Origin of the sequence: Woodsholea maritima DSM 17123, assembly GCF_000382325.1 — a bacterium.
Lineage (GTDB): Bacteria > Pseudomonadota > Alphaproteobacteria > Caulobacterales > Maricaulaceae > Woodsholea > Woodsholea maritima.
Window position 1 is genome coordinate 359,157 of the sequence record NZ_KB908058.1, and the last position, 20,016, is coordinate 379,172.

Below are 20,016 nucleotides of genomic sequence, written 5' to 3' on the forward strand. Positions count from 1 at the left end.
GGGGCCAAGTGGTGTTTTCCACGGGGCCTTCAGATTTGCCAAGAAAGTGATGAATAGACCATGGCCGTTTTCCCCTTTCAGATTCACGCCAGTGAAGGCGCGGCGCGCACAGGTGTCTTGAAAACTGCGCGCGGGGATATCCGCACGCCGGCCTTTATGCCGGTGGGCACGGCCGCCACGGTCAAAGCGCTGTATCCTGAACAGGTTCGAGAGGCCGGGGCCGACATCATTTTGGGCAATACCTATCACTTGATGCTGCGCCCTGGGGGCGAGCGGATGAAGCGCCTGGGGGGCTTACACAGCTTTATGCGCTGGCCTGGCCCGATCCTAACGGATTCGGGCGGCTTCCAGGTGTGGTCGCTCTCATCCTTGCGCAAAATGACGGAAGAGGGCGTGGAGTTTAAGAGCCATCTGGATGGCTCCTCCTATATGCTCTCGCCTGAGCGCTCGATTGAACTGCAGGCCGAGCTTTTGGGCGCAGATATTTCGATGCAGCTTGATGAATGTACCGCCTATCCATGTCCGCGCGATGATGCGGCCAAGTCGATGGAATTGTCTTTGCGCTGGGCGCAGCGCTCGAAAGAGGCGTTTGGTGAGCGCGAAACCCAGACCTTGTTCGGTATTGTCCAAGGCTCGGTTTATCCTGATCTGCGCCAAGCCTCTGCCCAGGGCTTACAAGAGATTGGCTTTGGCGGCTATGCCATTGGTGGCCTGGCGGTCGGTGAGGGATTTGAGAAAATGTGTGAAGTTTTAGACTTCACCACGCCGCATCTGCCCAGCGAGCGTCCGCGCTATTTAATGGGTGTGGGTAAGCCGATTGATCTGGTTGAAGCGGTCGCGCGCGGCGTGGACATGTTTGATTGCGTGATGCCCACGCGTTCGGGTCGTCATGGTCAGGCCTGGTCGGATTTCGGGCCGATCAATGTGAAAAACGCCCGCTTTGCTGAGGATTTAGAGCCTTTGGATCCAAGCTTGAATTGCGCGGCCAGCCGTGATTATTCCAAAGCCTATCTGCACCATCTGGTGCGTGCAGGCGAATATCTCGCCGCCATGCTCTTATCCTGGCACAATACTGCTTATTATCAGAATTTGATGGCCCGGATGCGCGCGGCTATCGCTGAGGGGCAGTTTGAAACCTTCCGCAAGGATTTCCACGCCAAATGGTATAGCGAAGGCGAGGAGGGCGCGGAGTAAACCGCGCTCAAGCCTTAGAGACTTAGGTTTCAGGCGTATGCTCGCCTTGGGTGAGGCCATAAGTCTCAAACGCTTCGACCAGCACATCGCGCTCACACCCATAGCCATCGAAGAGCCCGCGTAGATAGGCGCGGCGTTTGAGGGCAAGCTCGCGTTCGCGGCGCGCTTCGGCTTCGATCTCACCGGCGCGTCCAATAAAGCGGATGATCGGGCGGGCGGGGTTTAATCCGACAATCGTTGAGTGGTAGGCATCGCGCGCCGCATCGCCGGCCATCTCTGGCGCGTCACTGGCAAAGTCACGTCCCTTATCGACCAGGCTGCGATCATCTTCGGGCTCTTCGCTGGGCGGCGGGGGCGGGGCCTCGCGGTCTGCGCCCAAAATGGCGGTCAGGCGCGCAATGTCGCGCGCCGTGGTCGAGCATCGCCGCCGCGCACCCTCCCCGCCATAGGGGGTGGGCACAGTGTCATCGCCTTCTTCAATGGTGATCATGCCTGGACGCTCTCGCGCCAGGCCCAAGGCGTCGCTCGCCGCGCTTTGGGTTTGCGTGAAGCCAGAGCGAATGGGCGCACCAACCTGACCCGTGGTGGCGCAGGCGCTAAGGCACAGAATCGGAAGGATCACTAAGACTTGTTTCATGCTTGCTATCCTATTCTTTTTTTGTGGTCCTTTTGCGGCAAAATCAGGCTACTGCAAAGAGATAAAAAAGATGCTGCTGGGTGGCTTGACCGTTACTGATTCCGCCTATAGGTTCCGCGCCTCTTCGCAAGGGGAGCCGATAGCTCAGCTGGTAGAGCAACTGACTTTTAATCAGTAGGTCCAGGGTTCGAATCCCTGTCGGCTCACCATCCTTTCCCAGAATATTAAACGTTGATGTTTAAGGGATTAGGATGGTATCGGGCTCGAGTGAAATCTCCAAATCTTGTGTATAAATGTGTGGGTGCACGAACAATGTTGTTCGTAGGCTATAATGTACTTTAGCTGCTCTTTGAGCCGCCTCCTCGTAAAATCTTTTTATGACGCTGAGAGCTGTGTGCTCGCACTGGACCGGTTCGCGCGCGATGGTCCATAACTGTGAGGTCTCAAATAAGATCGAGGGATCAGATGACCGGAGCGCTCAGCCATATTCGGGTTTTGGATTTATCGCGGGTTCTGGCCGGGCCGTGGTGTGCGCAGATCCTGGGTGATCTTGGCGCAGATGTCATCAAGGTCGAAAACCCCAAAACCGGTGATGATACGCGCGGTTGGGGCCCACCCTTTCTAACCGATGAGGCGGGAGCGCGCGCGGATGCGGCCTATTATCTGTGTGCGAACCGGAATAAGCGCGCGATCGCAGTTGATATTACCACCCCTGAGGGCCAAGAGATTATTATCGCGCTCGCCAAGATCAGCGATGTGGTGATCGAGAATTTCAAAACCGGTGGGCTTAAAAAATATGGCCTCGATTATGAGGGGCTGAAGGCCCACAACAAAGACCTGATTTATTGCTCGATCACCGGCTTTGGCCAAAATGGTCCTTTGGCGCATGCACCGGGCTATGACTATCTCATTCAGGCCATGGGCGGACTGATGTCGGTCACGGGGCAGGGCGCACCGGTTAAGGTGGGCGTTCCGGTCGTTGATCTCTTCACCGGGGTCTATGCCTCTAACGCCATTATGGCGGCCTTGATTGCGCGCGATCAGGGCATGGGGGGGCAGCATATTGATATGGCGCTTTTTGATGTGCAGCTCGCCATGCTGGCCAATCAGGCCAGCAATTATCTGGTCAGTGGTGGTGTGCCCCAGCCTTTGGGCAATGCGCACCCCAATATTGTGCCGTATCAGAATTTCCCCACGGCCGACCGCGAGATTATCGTCGCGGTGGGCAATGATCGCCAGTTCGCAGCTTTCGCTCAGGTTCTGGGATGTGAGGACTGGGCCAAGGATCCGCGCTTTAAAACGAATGCGGCAAGGGTTGAGAATCGCGATGTCCTTACCGGGATGATCGCACAGAGTTTGAAGGCGGGCGAAAGTGGGGTTTGGCTGGACAAGCTGTCAAAGGCGGGAATTCCGTGTGGGCCGATCAATTCTGTCAAAGCCGCTTTCGATGAAGCGCAGGCCAAAGCGCGTGGTGCACAAATCGAAATTCCCGTTACGGGTGTAGGGCCTGTACCAGGTGTAGCGAATCCAATTCATATGAGTGTTACCCCGCCACACTATCGCCTGGGCCCGCCGCGTTTTGCAGAGCATACCGCTGAGGTACTGCAGAAGATGCTGAATTGGGATGATAAAAAGATTGCGCAGCTTCGTCAATCTGGGGCAATTGTGGAGTTATGAATGGCATTTAGGCCACAAATGTGTGTCTAAAAAGAAACTCGGAACCAATCATTCGTATGCGCGTTATGATAAGTATGGTCTTCGCGATTAAAATGCGCTATGGCCATGTCCGGGAGCCATTTTCTTGGTTCTTTTGTGGTGTGCAAACGGCTTGCACGCCATTTGCTAACTCTACACGAAGGGGGCGGTTCCGCTCCCGGAGGGGGAAATATGAAGAAACAGCTACTCGCGGCAACCGCCGTTGGAGCGCTTCTCGCCGTCCCGTCCTTCGCGGCGGCGGATGAGGGCTGGTATGTAAAAGGTGCCATCGGTTACGGTGCACCTGGCGATACTGACGTCACCGGTTCTTTGAACGGCGAAATCAACGGTGAGGGCGATCTTCGTGAAGCCTTGGCCGTCGGTTACAGCTGGGCCAACAATTTCCGTTTGGAAACTGAAGTGGCTCACCGCTTCAACGATACCGGCGCTGTAGGTAACTATCCTAACAGCACGAGCGATTTGCATTCTTGGGCCATCATGTTGAACGGTCTTTATGACTTCAACGAAGGCTCTTGGTGGCGTCCATACGTCGGTGCAGGTATCGGTTGGGTGCGTTCTGACGCCTCAATCCAAGGCTTCAACCAAGCCTCTTCTGGTACGTTCGTTAATATCGACGACAAAGACAACGCCTTGGCATACCAGCTGATCGCGGGTATCGGCTGGCACTTGACCCAGAACTTGGTTCTCGACACCGAATACCGTTACTTTGCCCACAAAGACACCAATTATGGTGGTGTTAAAGTAGACGGCGTTGGCGGTCACGAGGCATGGTTGGGTCTGCGCTACAGCTTTGCTGAGCCTGCAGCTCCGCCTCCACCACCGCCTCCTCCGCCACCACCACCTCCTCCGCCACCACCACCACCTCCTCCTCCACCTGCTGCTGTATGTGAAGATGCTGGTTTCGTGGTGTACTTCGGTTGGGACCAATCTGCGCTGACCGATCAGGCCCGCGCTGTGATCAACCAAGCCGTACGTGAAGCCCGTGATTGCGGTGTGGCGTCTGTCACGATCGCCGGTCACGCTGACCGTTCTGGTGCTCAAGGCTACAACGTCCGTCTGTCAGAGCGTCGCGCTCAGGCTGTCCGTGACGAGTTGGTTCGCTTGGGCGTACCTGGCGGTGCCGTGTCTCTGGAAGCCTTCGGTGAGAGCCGTCCTGCTGTTGAGACCCGTGACGGTGTTCGCGAGCCTCTGAACCGCCGTGCAGAAGTAACTATTGACCTGCGTTAATTTGTAGGTCCGGTTCTTCCGGCGACTAAAAGTTTGGCCCGAAGCGTTTCGCTTCGGGCCTTTCTTTTGGCCGGACATCTGTCTGCGTCACGCAAGAAACTCTCTTTGAAATGATATTTTTAAAAGCTTTCATCGCGTTTGCTTGACCCCAAAGCGGGGAAGGCGCAAACAAGGATCATAACGAGTGTGGCGACACGTATCGCCCGACACATCTCTTCCAAGGGAGGATCCAGATGAGCAAGCCAGATAAAACCTACCGTAAGCGCGCCCTGGGTGATCATGTCTTATCGCCTGAGACGATGATGATGAGCTATGGCTTTGATCCCAAACTGTCTGAGGGCTCGATCAAGCCTCCGGTATTTCTAACCTCCACCTTTGCCTATGCCAGCGCGGAAGAAGGCGCAGCCTTTTTCCGGGTGATGGGCGGTCGCGCCCAGGCCGGCGATCCTGAAACCGCTGGGCTTCTCTATTCGCGCTTTAACAATCCCAATATGGAAGTCTTGGAAGATCGCCTCACCTTATTTGATAAGGCTGAAGATGCGGTGGTGTTTTCCTCAGGGATGTCGGCGATTTCAACTGCCATCATGGCCCATTCCAAAGCGGGCGATGTGGTGTTGCATTCCACTCCGCTTTATGGCGGGACCGAAACCATGATCCGTAATGTGCTGCCCAATTACGCGATTGCCCAAGTGGAATTCGTTGCCATGGCCCCAGAGGCCGAGGTGAAAAAGGCGATGGAGGAGGCTCTCACCCAGGGCCGGATTTCGGTCATCATGGCTGAAAGCCCCACCAACCCGACCAATGAAATCGTCGATTTCGCTTTGTTGGTGGCCTTAGCTGATGAGATTGAGCAGCGCCAAGGCCATCGCCCGATCATTATGATTGATAATACGTTTTTAGGGCCCATCGCTCAGCATCCCTTAGAGCAGGGCATTGATATGGTGCTCTACTCGCTAACCAAATATGTCGGCGGGCATTCTGATTTGGTGGCGGGCGCGGCCTTGGGCTCTGATGCCGTGATGGCCCCCGTGCGCAAGCTTCGCTCCGCCATTGGCACCAATTTGGACCCACATTCGTGCTGGATGTTGCTGCGCAGTCTGGAGACGGTCAAAATCCGTATGGAGGCCGCGTTTAATTCTGCCCGCATCGTCGCGGAATTTTTGCGCGATCACCCGAAAGTGCAAAAAGTGCGCTATCTGGGCTTTTTGGAAGAGGGCTCGCGTGACCACACCCTTCATACCCGCCAAGCCACTATGAATGGATCGACCTTTGCCTTTGACATTAAAGGCGGGGAGGATGCGGCCTTCCGCTTCCAAAATGCCTTGAAAGTCATCAAGCTGGCGGTGTCTTTGGGCGGGACCGAATCGCTGATCTCCCATCCGGGCAGCACGACCCATTCCGGTGTTGATCCACTGCTGCGCGCGCGCTTGGGCTTTGATCCGGGCATGGTGCGTTTATCGGTGGGCCTTGAAAACCCGCAAGATATTATCGCTGATCTCAATCAGGCGCTTGAGCACGCCTAAACCCTAAAAGATAATAGATTTTTATGACGCAACTCGATTTAAGTCGCGATGAAGCCTCGATCCTGGATTGGGTCGAGGCACGCGCCGATCATATGATTGACACGGTTAAAACCTGGGCGCGGATCAATTCCGGCTCTCGCAATCGCGAAGGGCTGGAGGCCATGCGCAAGGTTTTGGGCCAAGCCTTCGCCGAAACCGGCGCAATGATCACCGCGCAAGAGCTCCATTCGTCCCAGACGGTGGAAAATAACGGTGAAATCAAAGACATTCACTACACTCCGGCTATGCGAGTGTCGCAGCGGCCAGAGGCCCCGATCCGCATTGTCCTGACCGGTCATCATGACACAGTATTCCCGGTGGAGAGCCATTTTCAAGATCTCGATCAATGGGATGCGGACACGTTAAACGGTCCCGGTGTGGCGGATATGAAGGGCGGAATTTTGGTGATGCTTCATGGCCTGTTGGCGTTGGAGCGCTCACCCTGGGCCAAGCAGATTGGCTATGATGTTTTGATCAGTCCGGATGAGGAAATCGGCTCGCTGGGTTCCGGTCCGATCCTGGCAGAGCTGGGCGCACGCGCGGATATCGGCATGACGTATGAGCCTGCACTGGCCGATGGGTCTTTGGCGGGTGCGCGTAAGGGCTCGGGCAATTTCTCGCTGCGGGTACGCGGTAAAGCCGCCCATGCCGGGCGCGAGCATCATCTGGGCCGCAATGCGATTGTCGCCGCGGCCGCCTTCGCTCAAGAGCTGGATAATCTTAACGGCGTTAAAGAGCATGTGACTATTAATGTCAGTCGCATTGATGGCGGCGGCGCGCCCAATGTGGTGCCCGATCTGGGCATTGCGCGCTTCAATGTTCGCGTGAAAACTGAAGACGAAGCGCTTTGGATTAAAGGCGAATTGGAAAAGCTGGTCGCCAAAACCAATGCCCGTGATGGCATCACGGCGGATCTGCATGGCGGCTTTACCCGTCCGCCCAAGCCGATGAGCGCGGCCAATTTACAGATGTTTCAATGGACGCGTGCGGCTGGTGAGGCCATAGGCCTGGATCTTAAATGGCAAGATACCGGCGGGGTGTGCGAGGGTAATAATCTGTGGGCCTCGGGCTGTCCCAATGTCGATACTTTGGGGGTGCGCGGCGCGGATATTCATTCTGACCGTGAGATCGTCAAGCTGTCGAGTTTTGCAGAAAAATCAAAGCTTTCGGCAGTGATGCTGATGAAATTTGCGCAAGGGACATTCGACGCCAAACAGGCGCGCGCCCTGGCGCGTCAATCATAGGGGAGGGGGCATGCTCGTCGTTCGTGCTGCGAAATCTGTCGATCATGGCGCTTTTGTTGATTTGGCCCGTTCTACCGGGTCGGGCTTTACCTCATTGTCACTGAGTGATGAGGAATTGGCCAAAAAGCTGATGACCTCGGAGCGCTCTTTCGGTGGGGTCATCGAAGATCGCTCGGATGCGCATTATCAGTTAATGCTGATTGATAGTGAAACCGGGGACATTATGGGCACCTCGGCGGTGAAGGCTGGTGTGGGGATCAAGAAGCCCTATTTTGACTTTAAAATCATAACCCTGGCTCAATCCTCGAAAGAGGCGCAACGCCGCTTCGACATGGATGTCATGCTGTTGGTCAATGATTTTGCGGGCTGCACGGAAGTGGGCTCGTTGTTTGTCAGCGATGGCGCGCGCGGGCGCGGGGCGGGGCGCTTGATCGCCCAGGCGCGCTATATGCTGATCGCCAATGATCTGACCCGCTTTGGTCCGCGCCTGCTGTCGGAATTACGCGGGGTTGTCAGTGAGGATGGCCACTCACCCTTTTATGATCATGTCTCTAAGCCTTTTTTCCGGATGAGTTTTGATGAGGCCGACCAGATGAGTGCGGCGACGGATAATCAGTTCATTTTGGATTTGATGCCCAAGCATCCGATCTATCTGGATTTGCTGCCAAAAGCCGCGCGCGAGGTCGTTGGCCAGACCCATCCCCATGGGGTGGGGGCGCTGCGCCTGTTAGAGGCGGAAAACTTCCGCTATGACAATTATGTCGATGTGTTTGATGGCGGTCCGTTGGTTTCGGTCGACACCGCTGATTGTCGCACCATCAAGGACAGCCAACTGCGCGCGCTTGCTTCATCCCCCTTGGGCCACGCTGCGGTTAAGGCTATGGTCTCCACCACCAGCGTCGACGGTTTCCGCTGCGTCTTTACCGAAATCGAAGCCGACGAACATGTCGCCTATCTATCTGATGAGGCCCGCACTGCCTTACGCGTGGGCCCCGGCGACACGATACGTATGTGGGAGGCCCCATGAGCGCCAGATCCGAAAGCTTCATCGCCGGTCAATGGGTGACCGGTCAGGGGGGGGGCTTAACATCCCTCGACCCGGCCAGTGGTGAAACCGTATGGCAGGGTAAAACCGCCAGCGCCGATCAAGTCGACCACGCCTTTAAAGCGGCCCGCGCCGCCTTTATGGATTGGGCGTTATTGGGTTTTGACGCGCGTAAAGCCATTGTTGAGGCCTATAAGGCGCAAGTCGTGGCGCGCAAGGACGAGATTGCTGAGCTGATCGCACGCGAGACCGGCAAGGTGTTGTGGGACAGTCTGGGCGAGGCCGGGGCGATGGCCGCCAAGGCCGATGTCTCGATCAAAGCCTATGGCGAGCGCACGGGCCAGACTTATACCGAAACCGATTTCGGCTATCAGCAATTGGCGCATAAGCCCTTGGGCGTCTTCTTTGTGATGGGGCCGTATAACTTCCCCGGTCACTTACCCAATGGCCATATCATTCCGGCCTTGCTGGCGGGTAATACCTTGGTCTTTAAACCCTCAGAATTGACGCCTGCCATGGGCGCGCTGATGGCTGAGATGTGGCAGGGCGCAGGGCTTCCCGATGGGGTGCTGAACCTGGTCCAAGGCGGGCGCGAGGTGGGCGGTGCAGCCCTCGATCATGGCGAGCTGGATGGGGTTTTATTCACCGGGTCCTGGAATACGGGGCGCTTTATTCATACCAAATTTGCCGGACGCACAGGGGTGCAACTGGCCTTGGAAATGGGCGGCAATAACCCGCTGGTGATCTGGGATGACCAAGATGCGGAGGCGTCTGCGCGCATTGCCATTCTGTCGGCTTACATCTCCGGCGGGCAACGCTGTTCGTGTGCGCGCCGTTTGATCTTGCCAGAGGGCCAAGCGGGCGATCAAATCCTAGAGGTTTTGACCGATCTCATTCCTAAGCTGCCGATTGATGTGTGGAATGCCAATCCCGAACCCTTCTATGGCCCGCTGATCTCTGATCGGGCGGCCCAGGCGGTGATTGATGCGCAAGCCCTGCTGGCCGGTAAGGGCGCGAAGGTGTTGGCCGAAGCCAAAATCCTGGATAAAGGCGCGGCCTTTGTTTCGCCCTCCCTGATCGACACCACCGGGCTTGATGTGTCCGATGAAGAAGTCTTCGGCCCGCTCCTTCAGGTGCGCCGCGTGGCGAGCTTTGAGGCGGCCTTGGTCGAAGCCAATAATACCGCCTATGGCCTGTCTGCTGGGCTGGTTAGCCGTGATGAAGCCTTGTGGAAACGCTTCTGGGTGGGTAGCCGCGCCGGGATTGTCAACTGGAACCGACCCACGCCGGGCGCGGCCAGCACGATGCCCTTCGGCGGTCCGGGGCAATCGGGAAATCTGCGCCCCAGCGCCTATTATGCGGCGGATTATTGCGCCTATCCGGTGGCCACGCAGGCCGCGAGCACCCTCGAAAAACAAGCCATTAAGGGGCTCTAACCATGCGCACGATCGAAGCGAATTTCGACGGCCTGGTTGGGCCGACCCACAATTATGGCGGCTTGGCAGACGGCAATGTCGCCAGTGCGAAGAATAAGGGCCTCATCTCTTCCCCGCGTGCCGGGGTGCTAGAAGGCCTGGCGAAGATGAAGCGTTTGGCCGATGCAGGCCTGGTGCAGGGCGTTCTGCCCCCGCATGAGCGTCCCTTCCTGCCGCGCCTGCGTGAATTGGGTTTTTCTGGCTCTGACAAAGCGATTTGGGACGCGGCCTGGGCGGCAGACCCCGTCCTTTGCCGCAATCTCACCTCGGCCAGTCCGATGTGGGCGGCAAATGCGGCCATGGTCAGTCCTTCGGCTGATACCGCCGATGGCCGGGTTCATTTCACACCGGCCAATCTGCATTCGACCCTGCACCGCTCCATCGAAGGGCCCCAGACCGAAACCGCGTTGAAGGCGATCTTTGCCGATGATACCCACTTCGCGGTTCATGCGCCTTTACCCGATCAGGTGGCCTTCAGTGATGAAGGCGCGGCCAATCATGTGCGCCTGTGCGCTGAACATGGCGAGGAGGGTGTGGAGATTTTGGTTTTTGGCCGTGATGCCTATGAGGATTATCGCGGTGTTTTTCCTGCACGCCAAACCCGCCAATCGTGTGAAGCCATTGCGCGTCGTCATGGCCTGAACCCCAAGCGCACGGTGATTGTGCGCCAGTCTCAGCGCGCCATTGATGCGGGGGCCTTCCACAATGATGTGGTCTGTGTCGGCAATGGTCCGGTATTGTTCTTCCATGAATTTGCGTTCGAGGACAAGGCTGGGACATTGGCGGCGATCAAGGCGGCGGCTGAAGACCTGTTCGAGCCGATCTTCGTTGAGGTGCCTGACAGTGAAGTGCCGCTGGGCGATGCCATCACGTCTTACCTTTTTAACTCGCAGCTTCTGAGCTGGCCCGATTATGACCGCATGGTTTTGATCGCGCCCAAGGAAACCGAAGAATGCACCAGCACGCGTGAGTATTGTGAGCGTCTGGTGGCTGGCAATGGCCCCATCGGCGATGTTCAGTATGCTGAGGTTCGTCAATCCATGCGCAATGGCGGCGGGCCGGCCTGTCTGCGTCTGCGTGTGGTGTTGAGCGAGGAGGAGCGCGCCGGCGTTAATCCCAAATGCCTGATGAGCGAGACGCTCTATCAAGAGCTCACCGCCTGGGGTGAAAAATGGTATCGCGATGAACTTGGCCCCAATGATCTGGGCGATCCGGCTTTGATTGTGGAGGCCCAAGGCGCGCTGGATGCGCTAACTGCAATCTTGGGGCTGGGGCGGGGATTTTATCCTTTTCAGCGCGGTTAAAGCCTTAATCAAGATAGTGAATATCCAGGGGCGGGACACGGCGTGGTTCCGCCCTTGGCGTGTGTGATGCGATCAGGTCTTCACTGAGCCAGCGTTCGGCCTCTTTGAGGGTGTTAAAGGTGCGAAGCTTATGGGGCGTGCTGGAATTGATCATTTCTTGCACAAGGGCGATTAGGCCTTGAAGGTGATTGGCTTTTAAAACCGCAAAGCGTGTGGGCGGCAAAGTGGTCAAAACCATCAGGCCCTGGGTCAGGTAAGTCTCTATACTGGCATCATAAAAGGCTTTTCGAGGGTCAAATAAAACCCGGCGCGTGTTTGCGGCTTTATAGGCTTTCAAAAAGGCGCGCTGACCCCGGCCCATATCAACGGGGCGGCGATGACCGTGGGCCACCAGCAATAAGGCTTTGCCCCCTAAACAGGGTTTTATATCGAGCGTAGTCATGGCGAGCCCCCTTCGAAAGGCAGCACGCTAGGCGATGGATCTTTTTAAAGATTGAATGAAGAGGGTTTGCGCGCGTTAACTTCGTTGAAGGATTTTGAGCGATAACCAAACGCATTCAACAAGCTGCTAGAATGCCCCCGATCAGTCGATGATAAAAACATCATCATAGGTGTCCGGACGCGGTGATTTCACCAGTTCAGGCTCGGCGGGGGGCGGGGCCGGGGCGTCGTCTTCAAGACCGCGCTGATCATCCAGCAGCCAGGTGCGTGCAGCCTCTTCATCACTGAAGGCGCGCATCTTATGGGGCGTGCTGAGATTGACGATTTCCAGGGCGATATTGACCAAACCCAAGGTGTGATCAGACTTGATCACCGCTATGCGCGAAGGGGGCAGTTCGGTCAGCTTGGCCATCGCTTCAAACATGTACCGGTTCATATTGGCAGTATATGTCGCTTTGCGCGGATCAAACAGGATCCGGCGGGCAGGCTGGGCCTTATACACCCGCAGGAAATAAGCAAGCGTGCCCAAGGCATCAGAGGGTGTGCGTTGGCCGCGCACAACCAACTTTAAGGCCTGTCCATCAAAACAGTGCTCAATCAGACTATCACTCACCCGCACATTCCTTTCATGAGGTCGTGAAGGATACGCGCGGAGCCTTGTTAAAGTCTGAACGAAAGCAGTGAATAGATATTAATGATCATCTGTGAATAAGCTTCAAAACGCCTTAAACGGCAACCGCTTCAGCCTTCAAGCCGCCCGCATGGGCATATTCCTGGGTGCCTTGGGTATAGACCTTATCGCCGTCCACCAGCGTATCGGGCTTGGTGTCGGGAACACCTTTCAGCTTGGCATAGATCGGATCGAAGTCCTGACCGGCGGTGGCCTCCATCAGCTCGTCATAAGAATCGATGACGAAATAGGTCTGCTGGAAATCATCATAGCGGTAATCGGTGGTCATCACCCGCTCGAGATCAAAATGGACGCGGTGGGGCGAGCGCGCTTCCAGGCTGAATTTCGATTCAGATTGCGAGGAGACAATGCCCGCACCATAGATGCGCCGCCCCTCAGGGGTGTTGATCAAGCCAAACTCGACCGTATACCAATAGAGCCGGGTCAGGTTTTCGATCATGTCATGCTTCATAGCTTTGACCCCGCCGCGCCCATAGGCCTGCATATAATCGGCAAAAACCGGTTGGGTCAGTAAGGGGACATGACCAAAGACATCGTGGAAGATGTCAGGCTCTTCAAGATAATCCAGCTTATGTGCATCGCGAATAAAACGCCCGGCGACAAAGCGGCGATTAGCCAGATGATCGAAGAACACATCATTGGGGATCAGGCCGTGAACGGTGACGACTTCCCAGCCGGTCAGCGCCATCAGCTTTTCATTCATCCGGCGGAAATCGGGGATTTCATCGCTCATATTCAAAAGCTCGAGGCCCTTGAAATGCTCCGGCGCGGCGCGCCCTTGCAGCACTTTCATCTGGCGATCATAAAGCGTCTTCCAGACCCCATGCTCTTCCGGCGTATACTTATCCCACATCTGGTCAATGGTGTGATCGGCACGTGGGGTTTGTTGCGCAATAATAGGGTCATTGACCGGCATGGTAAAAGACTCTCCGAAAAAATAGTTTCGTTTGTAACTATTTTAGCAAAAAGCCCCCCGCAATGCGAGGGGCCTTGGCTGTAAATATGCGGTCTAAAATGTCGCGGGTCTTAGCGATCGTTGCACAAGACATTAGTCAGGATTTCTTCGGTGCGTCCGAAATTATCATCCTGCAGGAAGTAAGCCTCACCGCGATAATTAGACCGCTCGTGATACATCGCGCGGCGATGACCGGCGCTGCGGCACAGCTGGTTGGCGACTTCTACCCCGCAGGTGCGCCCAAAACGATCGCTACAGAAGGCGACCGGCTGGCCATCGACAGAAGGACGCTCATAATAGACGGTGGGTGTGCCGCCATCGACATCCACGCGTCCCCCAGGACGTCCAGGACGCCCAGGACGGCTGGGGTAATCAGGACCAGAGCGACCAGGGCGGCGATAATTGTAATCATCTAAGGGTTCAGCCGAAGAAATCTCACGCTCGAAACCCATACGCGCGAGAGAGCGCACATCGCCTTCAAAGGTTTCGCAGCGGCCTTCAAAATCGGCGTGCTGACAGAAGACCCAAGATCCGCGGTGAACCCGAATGGAACCGGCCATGTCATTAAACGCCAAGCCGCTGAGATTGGCCGAAGAGCTGTTGAGGGTAATGGAGCGTCCGGTAAAATTCGGTCCCGCATAAAGCGTCGCGCCCGCCTCGGCATCAGGACCGCGGAAGCGGACCCGACGAACCGATGACATTTTGTCATTCATGGCATTACGGGTCATATCGGGCTGATCTTCGTTGATGACACCACAACTGCCGCGATAATCGGCATGAACACAAATCTCCCACTGACCGCGTCCTTCGATGCGGATGGAGGAGACCATATCATTCATGCCCTCATGCCCCAGATTGGACGAGGCTTCGGTAATACGAACCGAGCGACCTTGGTAATTGGCGTGTTCATAAAGAATGATGGCACCGCCGCGTTCATCATCGCGGTCGCGACCACGCCCACGTTGGGCTTCGGCGGGGGCCAAAAGGCTTACCGCGCTGAGCGTACCCAGAGCAGCGAAAACAAGCGGACGAAGAAGACCTGACATAAGGTTCACTCCAAAAGGTAAGGGTTATCATTGCGATCAGATGTAGTCGGTGCCGTCTGAACGAAAACTGAAGAGGTTGTGCAGGTTTAGTGAAGGGTTGGTGGCCAAAATAAGGCAAGGCCCGAACATAGTCCGGGCCTTTATTAGATTATGCCTCGAGGCCTCAGCCGCCGCCCAGTAAACCGCGAAGCAATTGCTGAGCGGGATCTTCGTCTTTGTCTTCGTCTTGATTTTGATCACTGTCTTGGGACGTGTCCTCAGAGGATTGATCGCGATTGCGATTTCCAAAGAGCGCATTGGTCAGCGCATCGCGCGCGGTCTCTTCCAGGCTTTGCGGTTCGCCATTGGCGTTATTGCCCCCGACGGCTTGGCCCAGACGGGCCCGCAAGAGCGATTGTGCGACCGCTTCAAAGTCGATGCCGATTTGCGGCTCGCTAAAGCTTCCTTGCAGGCGGATCGGCACCGGAATGCCGACAAGGTCGTTTGTACCTCCCTGGCCCTGAAGGGAGGCGACAGCGCGCGGCGTGATGCGATAATCCATGTTTTGCTGAGGCAGGTTGAACACCCCGCCGCCATTGACGCGCACCAGCGGGCTCAACATTTCCAGATTGGCATTCGCTAAACCATTGCTCAGCGTGGTCGCCAGGGTCAAACTGGTAAAGTCTGTGCTTTCTTGCGCGCCGAAACCCTCAGGCAAGCCACGATTGGTCAGCGCCGATTGTACACCGCGCAGAACTTGCGCCAAATTGATGCCTTTAATGGCCCCATCAGCGAAGCGGAAATTGGATGTGCCATTGAGCCCGTTGATGATGTCATGAGCGCTGGCACCCCGGCTGGTCAGATCCATCGTGATCGTGCCCAAACCTTCTAAACGGTCAAAGCCTGCGGCGGCCTGTAAGAGCGGCAGAGCCGACACCCCCTCCAGATTGGCGTTGAGGCCATAGCTGGGGGTGGCGGTGCGCGCATTGGCGATCGCTGTCGCCCGGCCGCGACCTTGATAGAGGGTGAATTGGGTTAAATCAGCTTGCAGGCGTGCGCGATCGAGCACCGCGTGAAGCGCCACATCGCTGACTTCCAAGGCTTGGAATTTCAACGTGTTGACGCTGAGATTAAGGTCGGCATCCACAAGGCCCAGGGCCGAAAGATCCATCGGTGTCCGGCTGAACTCCATGGGTCCTGATGGGCGCTGGGTGTTCGCACGCTCACCTGAACCGGCATAGGGGGTGATGTCGAGCGTATCCAGGCTTAATCGCCCCCGCACCATCGGGCGATCCCCGCCATAGGTGACGGTCAAGGTGCCTTCGCTGGTGATGTCGTCAAAGCGGATCAGGGCGTTATCGCCGCGTGGCGGTTGGCCATTCCCGCGCACCGTCAAGCGGCCGGGCTCGCCGATCAGACGCCCTTCAGCATAGAAGCTTTTATAGGTATTGCCTTGGGGCAGGCTCGCCCCGGCAATCGCAGCCAGGCGCGGTAGGTTAGGCAGGTTTGCCCTAAAGTCCCCCGCAAAAGCAAAGCTTTCACTTTCAGCCATCTGCCCTTGGAAATCGAGATCAAGCACGGCGCTGGCCACAGCAAGATCAATATCGGTGGCTTGACCTTCGAACAGAGCGCGTAGGCTGGAGAGCCCGGTGTCGAAGCGGAAATCTTCCCCATTTAGCGTGAAGCTGCCTTCTAATTGCGCAGCTTCATCCACACTCGGCAGGCTGGTACGGACATTCAGCGCGGTGACGGTGAAGCTTTGCTGCTCGCTGACGAAAGACAGTGCCCCGTTTTCGATCCGTAAATCGCCCAGGCTCGCCTCCAGGGGCAGGGCACCGGGTTGACGAATAAAGGCACCACGCGCATCGGCCTGCTGGGTGGGTGCGACTTCACCGGCGGTCTTGAAGGTCCAGTTATTACGGGCCCCGCGCTGGGTGAGACGAATAGTGGGCTCAACCAGGACAAATTCTTCCAGCTCGATAGTCTTTTGCAACAGGGGCCAGAAGGCGAGGGTCAGGCGAAGCTCGCTCATTTCGGCAAAGGCCTCATCGCCAAAGCCGTCAGCATTGGCAATCGAAACATCCTCGGCGCGCACTTGGACCTTAGGCAAAAGAGCGAGTTTGATTGGACCGGACAAGCGCACCTCGCGGCCCAGCGCATCGCTGGCGGCGCTCTCTACGCGTGCGCGATAGCTATCGGTGGGAATGACGGCAGGCAAAATCAGCGCTGCCCCAAAAATGACACCAATAAGGATGACTAAGAGTAGTAGAATGCGGCGCATAGGGACCTCCCACCCGAAGAGCTTATGCCGTGATGAGACAATGAGAGAAAATCTCATTCTGCTGGCTTGCCAGATTGGCCCCATCGCGGCCACAATGCAGAGTATTCTTATTTATGCGGCGTTTCTATGACATCCGCGCCTAGAAATTCGCCTAGGGGGTTTTTTAAGGGTGTTTTCGCCCTTAAGGAAGGCATGAGGACGATGACGACGATTAAAATGGACCGGCGCGAACTGTTGATGGGCTTGGCCACGGGCAGTGTGGTGGCCTTTACACCGGGTTGCGCAGAGAATATGGCGCTGGGCCGCAGCCAGTTGATGCTGGTCTCTGATGATCAGATCTCGGAAATGTCCACACAAGCGTGGAATGAATCCCTGCGTCAGGAGCGCGTCAGCCGTGATCCGGCCTTGCGTCGCCGGGTGGAGCGTGTGGGCCGCAAAATCGTCGATGCCTCAGGCCAAACCCATCTCGATTGGGAATTCGTGGTCTTTGATAGTGATTCGATCAATGCCTGGGTTCTGCCCAATGGTAAGGTGGGGTTCTATCGCGGGATTTTGGATGTCATGGATAATGACGCCCAGGTTGCGACTGTGATGGGCCATGAGGCGGGCCATGTCGCCGGACGTCACGCCGCAGAGCGCGCCAGCCAGCAAATGGCCGCCGGTGTCGGGATTGGCCTGGCCGCGTTGGCCCTTGATTCGGCTGATGTCGATAATTCCGCCGTCTGGGCCGCCGTTCTGGGTGCAGGCGTCACCTTCGGTGTTGTCCTGCCTTACTCACGCCGCCATGAATATGAGGCCGACCGCCTGGGCCTGCAATTCATGGAGCATGCCGATTATAATCCGGTTGAGGCGCTGACCTTCTGGAATGGGATGAGTGGCCTACACTCCACACGCTCTTTTGAATTTATGTCGACCCACCCTTCTGATGAGCACCGGATTGAGGCGATGACGGCTTATCTCACCGAACGCGGTTTGATTTAGGCTTGCCGCGGTCCAGTCTGGACTGTTATTTATAGGGTGGGGCGCTGCAAAACGCTGGCTCTACCCTCTTGCAAGTCAAAACGCTTGCCCGTAAGTTCCAGCGCCTCACGGCCCGGTATCAACCGCAGTGTCGGTGATAAAAATGGTGCGCCGCCTTAGCTCAGTTGGTTAGAGCGCTTGATTGTGGATCAAGAGGTCCCCCGTTCGAACCGGGGAGGTGGTACCATTTTCTGCTCATCTTTCATGATTTTCATTCGATGACAGGGCGTCTTCTAGACAGGCTTGGACAAACCTCTTATGCGCTTGGCAAAGAGGAGTTGTTCCATGACTGATCAAACTTTACCGCCTTGTCCACAATGTGGCTCAATTTATACTTATGAAGACGGGGCTTTATTGATTTGCCCTGAGTGCGCGCACGAATTTTCGGTTCAAGCGCCAAGCGAAGCCGCCGAGCGGGTCTGGCGCGATGCCAATGGCAGTGTGCTCGCCGATGGGGACACCGTGACGGTGATTAAAGACTTGAAGATCAAAGGCTCTTCATCGGTCGTCAAAGTGGGCACCAAGGTCAAAAATATCCGCTTGGTCGAAGGCGATCACGATATTGATTGTCGCATTGATGGCATTGGCCAGATGGGCTTGAAGACCGAATTCGTCAAAAAGGTCTAAGTCCTTTCGCGGACTTTGTGTTGTCGTTTCATGCTTTAATCGCCTTTCGCCTACATTCGCTCGTCTCTCTCTGGGTTTAATAAAATCAGGGGGGATCCCGTGAGCGCTATAGACATCGACAACTCGCTTAGATGGATTGTGTGCCTGTCAAACCTACGCGCGGGCAGGGGCGAGTTACATGCCGTCTGTGATGGTGATTAGGGGATATGGCCCTCGCGGTGAAATAGCGGTTGGCGACATGCCAGCTTGTGGGAGGCGCGCTTTGCGCACGGCGTGTTCTGGACAGGCAGGCTTTTTGTATAAGGCATAGGTCGTGTACGCCTACACCCTTGCGCACACCGGCTGGCGCAGGATGATTTTGCGCTGTGCCGGAGCCACGCGGCTCCAATCATCGAGATAGATTTCGTGATAGGCACCCTCGGCGTCCAGTTTATGGTGGGGCAGGTAGTCTGCGTAGAGCCCTTGCACAATCTCCGCAAGGGTATGCGTTGGGCCAATGTGAAGGTATTGCACACACTCGCCTTCGTGCACGAGCGCCCAGCGCAGCGCGGGTAAATCACCCAAGTCTTGGCGGGCTTCTTGCGCTGAGTCTTTCAGTCGCTGTGCGTTCGCCCACACGGGCAAGGTAATCTGCACGCGCCAGTGCCATGTCTCACGATTACCCACGGCTAAGTCGCGCATATCATCCGCCCAATAAAGGATCTCCACCGGCGGCTCAACAAAGGACTTGCCCATTCGCGTGCGCGCTTCGCGCCGGATGGAATAGATTGCGGTGTAGAGGGCTTTTACTGCGATTTCGATGGAGCCCGGTTCAGGGGGGCCTTCGCCATCCAGGATCGCGAAGGGCAGCTTTGGCACATCTACACGGCTGAACTGGCCAGCAGGCGGCGCGTAGAGCGCACGTAATGTGGCCCGGTCCTGTGTTAGATCGATCAAGCTATCGTCTACCATGGTTTATGCCTCATATAATCCAGAGTGGTGTTGATCCAGCTGCGCTCGGCGTTCAGCTGGCCGGTGGAGAAGTCAAATAGGCTCTCGATATGATCGGGCATGGGCTGGCTTTGTCGGCGCACGCGCTCAAGCCGTTCAAGTTCGCCAGTAATGGACGACAGGCGCGTTTCCAGGGCCTTTAACGCCGCATCCCGTGACAGGACGGGCCAGTGCACCATGCCAAGCAAAAGGGATGAGAATGTGGGACGATAGTGGCCAAGGGCCGCTAGGGTTTGTGCGCTTAGAACCTCACGGCCGGATGGGGTAAGGCTGAATGTTTTTCGGGCTTTGGCACCCGCGGGCTTTTCGGCGGTTATCAGCCCAGCTTTTTCCAGCTTGGCGAGCACAAAATAGATGGAGGAGAAGCCGACCTGCGTCCATTCCCGCATTCCGCGCGCTTCTATGATCTGTTCCAGCTCATAGCCATGGCGCGGCATCTCTGCGACGAGCCCGAGAAGGAGGAGTTCGCTATCGGTGAGAGTGTGCGTCATATTCTAGTGCTAGAATACTTGATTGTGGGATGTCAAACACTCAGTTCTTAATCGGGGAAGACAGGGAGACCCAAAAGATGAGGCGGGGTAA

Annotated in this window: 18 protein-coding genes and 2 tRNA genes; 12 read left to right on the forward strand and 8 right to left on the reverse strand. The window is 56.4% G+C overall.

What is annotated here, in order from left to right:
- Positions 1 to 60 precede the first annotated feature (60 nt).
- On the forward strand, positions 61 to 1,194 hold the full coding sequence (gene tgt / locus H151_RS0109975) for a tRNA guanosine(34) transglycosylase Tgt (RefSeq protein ID WP_019961524.1): 1,134 nt from the start codon (positions 61 to 63) through the stop codon (positions 1,192 to 1,194).
- 22 nt (positions 1,195 to 1,216) lie between these two features.
- Here tgt and H151_RS0109980 read toward each other — a convergent pair whose 3' ends face one another.
- Positions 1,217 to 1,831, reverse strand: coding sequence for a hypothetical protein (locus H151_RS0109980; protein ID WP_019961525.1), 615 nt, complete (start codon positions 1,829 to 1,831; stop codon positions 1,217 to 1,219).
- 133 nt (positions 1,832 to 1,964) lie between these two features.
- Between H151_RS0109980 and H151_RS0109985 the strand changes: the two genes are divergently transcribed.
- From H151_RS0109985 to astB, 8 genes are all read left to right on the forward strand, one after another.
- Positions 1,965 to 2,040: transfer RNA gene (locus tag H151_RS0109985), tRNA-Lys, on the forward strand.
- 256 nt (positions 2,041 to 2,296) lie between these two features.
- Positions 2,297 to 3,508, forward strand: a complete 1,212-nt coding sequence (locus H151_RS0109990) for a CaiB/BaiF CoA transferase family protein (protein ID WP_019961526.1) — start codon at positions 2,297 to 2,299, stop codon at positions 3,506 to 3,508.
- Between the two features lie 210 nt (positions 3,509 to 3,718).
- Positions 3,719 to 4,774 (forward strand): OmpA family protein, encoded by a 1,056-nt coding sequence (locus tag H151_RS0109995; RefSeq protein ID WP_019961527.1) that lies wholly within the window; start codon positions 3,719 to 3,721, stop codon positions 4,772 to 4,774.
- A 233-nt stretch (positions 4,775 to 5,007) separates the two neighbouring features.
- Positions 5,008 to 6,297, forward strand: coding sequence for a cystathionine gamma-synthase family protein (locus H151_RS0110000; protein WP_019961528.1), 1,290 nt, complete (start codon positions 5,008 to 5,010; stop codon positions 6,295 to 6,297).
- A 23-nt stretch (positions 6,298 to 6,320) separates the two neighbouring features.
- The gene (locus tag H151_RS0110005) at positions 6,321 to 7,580 is read left to right on the forward strand and encodes a hydrolase (RefSeq protein ID WP_019961529.1); all 1,260 of its coding nucleotides are present in this window, start codon (positions 6,321 to 6,323) and stop codon (positions 7,578 to 7,580) included.
- A gap of 10 nt (positions 7,581 to 7,590) precedes the next feature.
- Positions 7,591 to 8,607, forward strand: coding sequence for an arginine N-succinyltransferase (locus H151_RS0110010; RefSeq protein WP_019961530.1), 1,017 nt, complete (start codon positions 7,591 to 7,593; stop codon positions 8,605 to 8,607).
- Positions 8,604 to 10,061 carry a succinylglutamate-semialdehyde dehydrogenase gene (gene astD / locus H151_RS0110015; RefSeq protein WP_019961531.1) on the forward strand — a complete coding sequence of 486 codons (1,458 nt, stop codon included), beginning with the start codon at positions 8,604 to 8,606 and terminating at the stop codon, positions 10,059 to 10,061. The genes H151_RS0110010 and astD overlap by 4 nt, the downstream gene beginning before the upstream one ends.
- 2 nt (positions 10,062 to 10,063) lie before the next feature.
- Entirely contained in the window at positions 10,064 to 11,404 is a 1,341-nt protein-coding gene (astB, locus tag H151_RS0110020) for an N-succinylarginine dihydrolase (RefSeq protein ID WP_019961532.1), read from the forward strand.
- A 4-nt stretch (positions 11,405 to 11,408) separates the two neighbouring features.
- On the opposite strand, the gene H151_RS0110025 is transcribed toward astB, so the two are convergent.
- From H151_RS0110025 to H151_RS0110045, 5 genes are all read right to left on the reverse strand, one after another.
- The gene (locus tag H151_RS0110025; RefSeq protein ID WP_019961533.1) at positions 11,409 to 11,846 is read right to left on the reverse strand and encodes a hypothetical protein; all 438 of its coding nucleotides are present in this window, start codon (positions 11,844 to 11,846) and stop codon (positions 11,409 to 11,411) included.
- Between the two features lie 141 nt (positions 11,847 to 11,987).
- Positions 11,988 to 12,458, reverse strand: a complete 471-nt coding sequence (locus tag H151_RS0110030; protein WP_019961534.1) for a hypothetical protein — start codon at positions 12,456 to 12,458, stop codon at positions 11,988 to 11,990.
- A gap of 112 nt (positions 12,459 to 12,570) precedes the next feature.
- On the reverse strand, positions 12,571 to 13,452 hold the full coding sequence (gene phhA / locus H151_RS0110035) for a phenylalanine 4-monooxygenase (RefSeq protein ID WP_019961535.1): 882 nt from the start codon (positions 13,450 to 13,452) through the stop codon (positions 12,571 to 12,573).
- 110 nt (positions 13,453 to 13,562) lie between these two features.
- Positions 13,563 to 14,537: a beta/gamma crystallin-related protein gene (locus H151_RS17105; RefSeq protein ID WP_019961536.1), complete on the reverse strand. Its 975-nt coding sequence runs from the start codon at positions 14,535 to 14,537 to the stop codon at positions 13,563 to 13,565.
- 163 nt (positions 14,538 to 14,700) lie between these two features.
- A complete protein-coding gene (locus H151_RS0110045; protein ID WP_019961537.1) occupies positions 14,701 to 16,797 on the reverse strand; it encodes an AsmA family protein in 2,097 nt (698 codons plus the stop codon).
- Between the two features lie 201 nt (positions 16,798 to 16,998).
- Between H151_RS0110045 and H151_RS0110055 the strand changes: the two genes are divergently transcribed.
- The 3 genes from H151_RS0110055 (at position 16,999) to H151_RS0110065 (ending at position 18,444) form a co-directional block, all read left to right on the forward strand.
- A complete protein-coding gene (locus H151_RS0110055; RefSeq protein WP_019961539.1) occupies positions 16,999 to 17,778 on the forward strand; it encodes a M48 family metallopeptidase in 780 nt (259 codons plus the stop codon).
- A gap of 149 nt (positions 17,779 to 17,927) precedes the next feature.
- Positions 17,928 to 18,004, forward strand: a tRNA-His gene (locus tag H151_RS0110060).
- Positions 18,005 to 18,102: 98 nt separating this feature from the next.
- Positions 18,103 to 18,444: a zinc ribbon domain-containing protein YjdM gene (locus H151_RS0110065; RefSeq protein WP_019961540.1), complete on the forward strand. Its 342-nt coding sequence runs from the start codon at positions 18,103 to 18,105 to the stop codon at positions 18,442 to 18,444.
- A 321-nt stretch (positions 18,445 to 18,765) separates the two neighbouring features.
- On the opposite strand, the gene H151_RS0110070 is transcribed toward H151_RS0110065, so the two are convergent.
- Positions 18,766 to 19,395, reverse strand: a complete 630-nt coding sequence (locus H151_RS0110070) for a GyrI-like domain-containing protein (protein ID WP_019961541.1) — start codon at positions 19,393 to 19,395, stop codon at positions 18,766 to 18,768.
- Entirely contained in the window at positions 19,389 to 19,925 is a 537-nt protein-coding gene (locus tag H151_RS0110075) for a PadR family transcriptional regulator (protein ID WP_026353955.1), read from the reverse strand. Before H151_RS0110075 ends, H151_RS0110070 begins: the two co-directional genes overlap by 7 nt.
- Between the last annotated feature and the right edge of the window lie 91 nt (positions 19,926 to 20,016).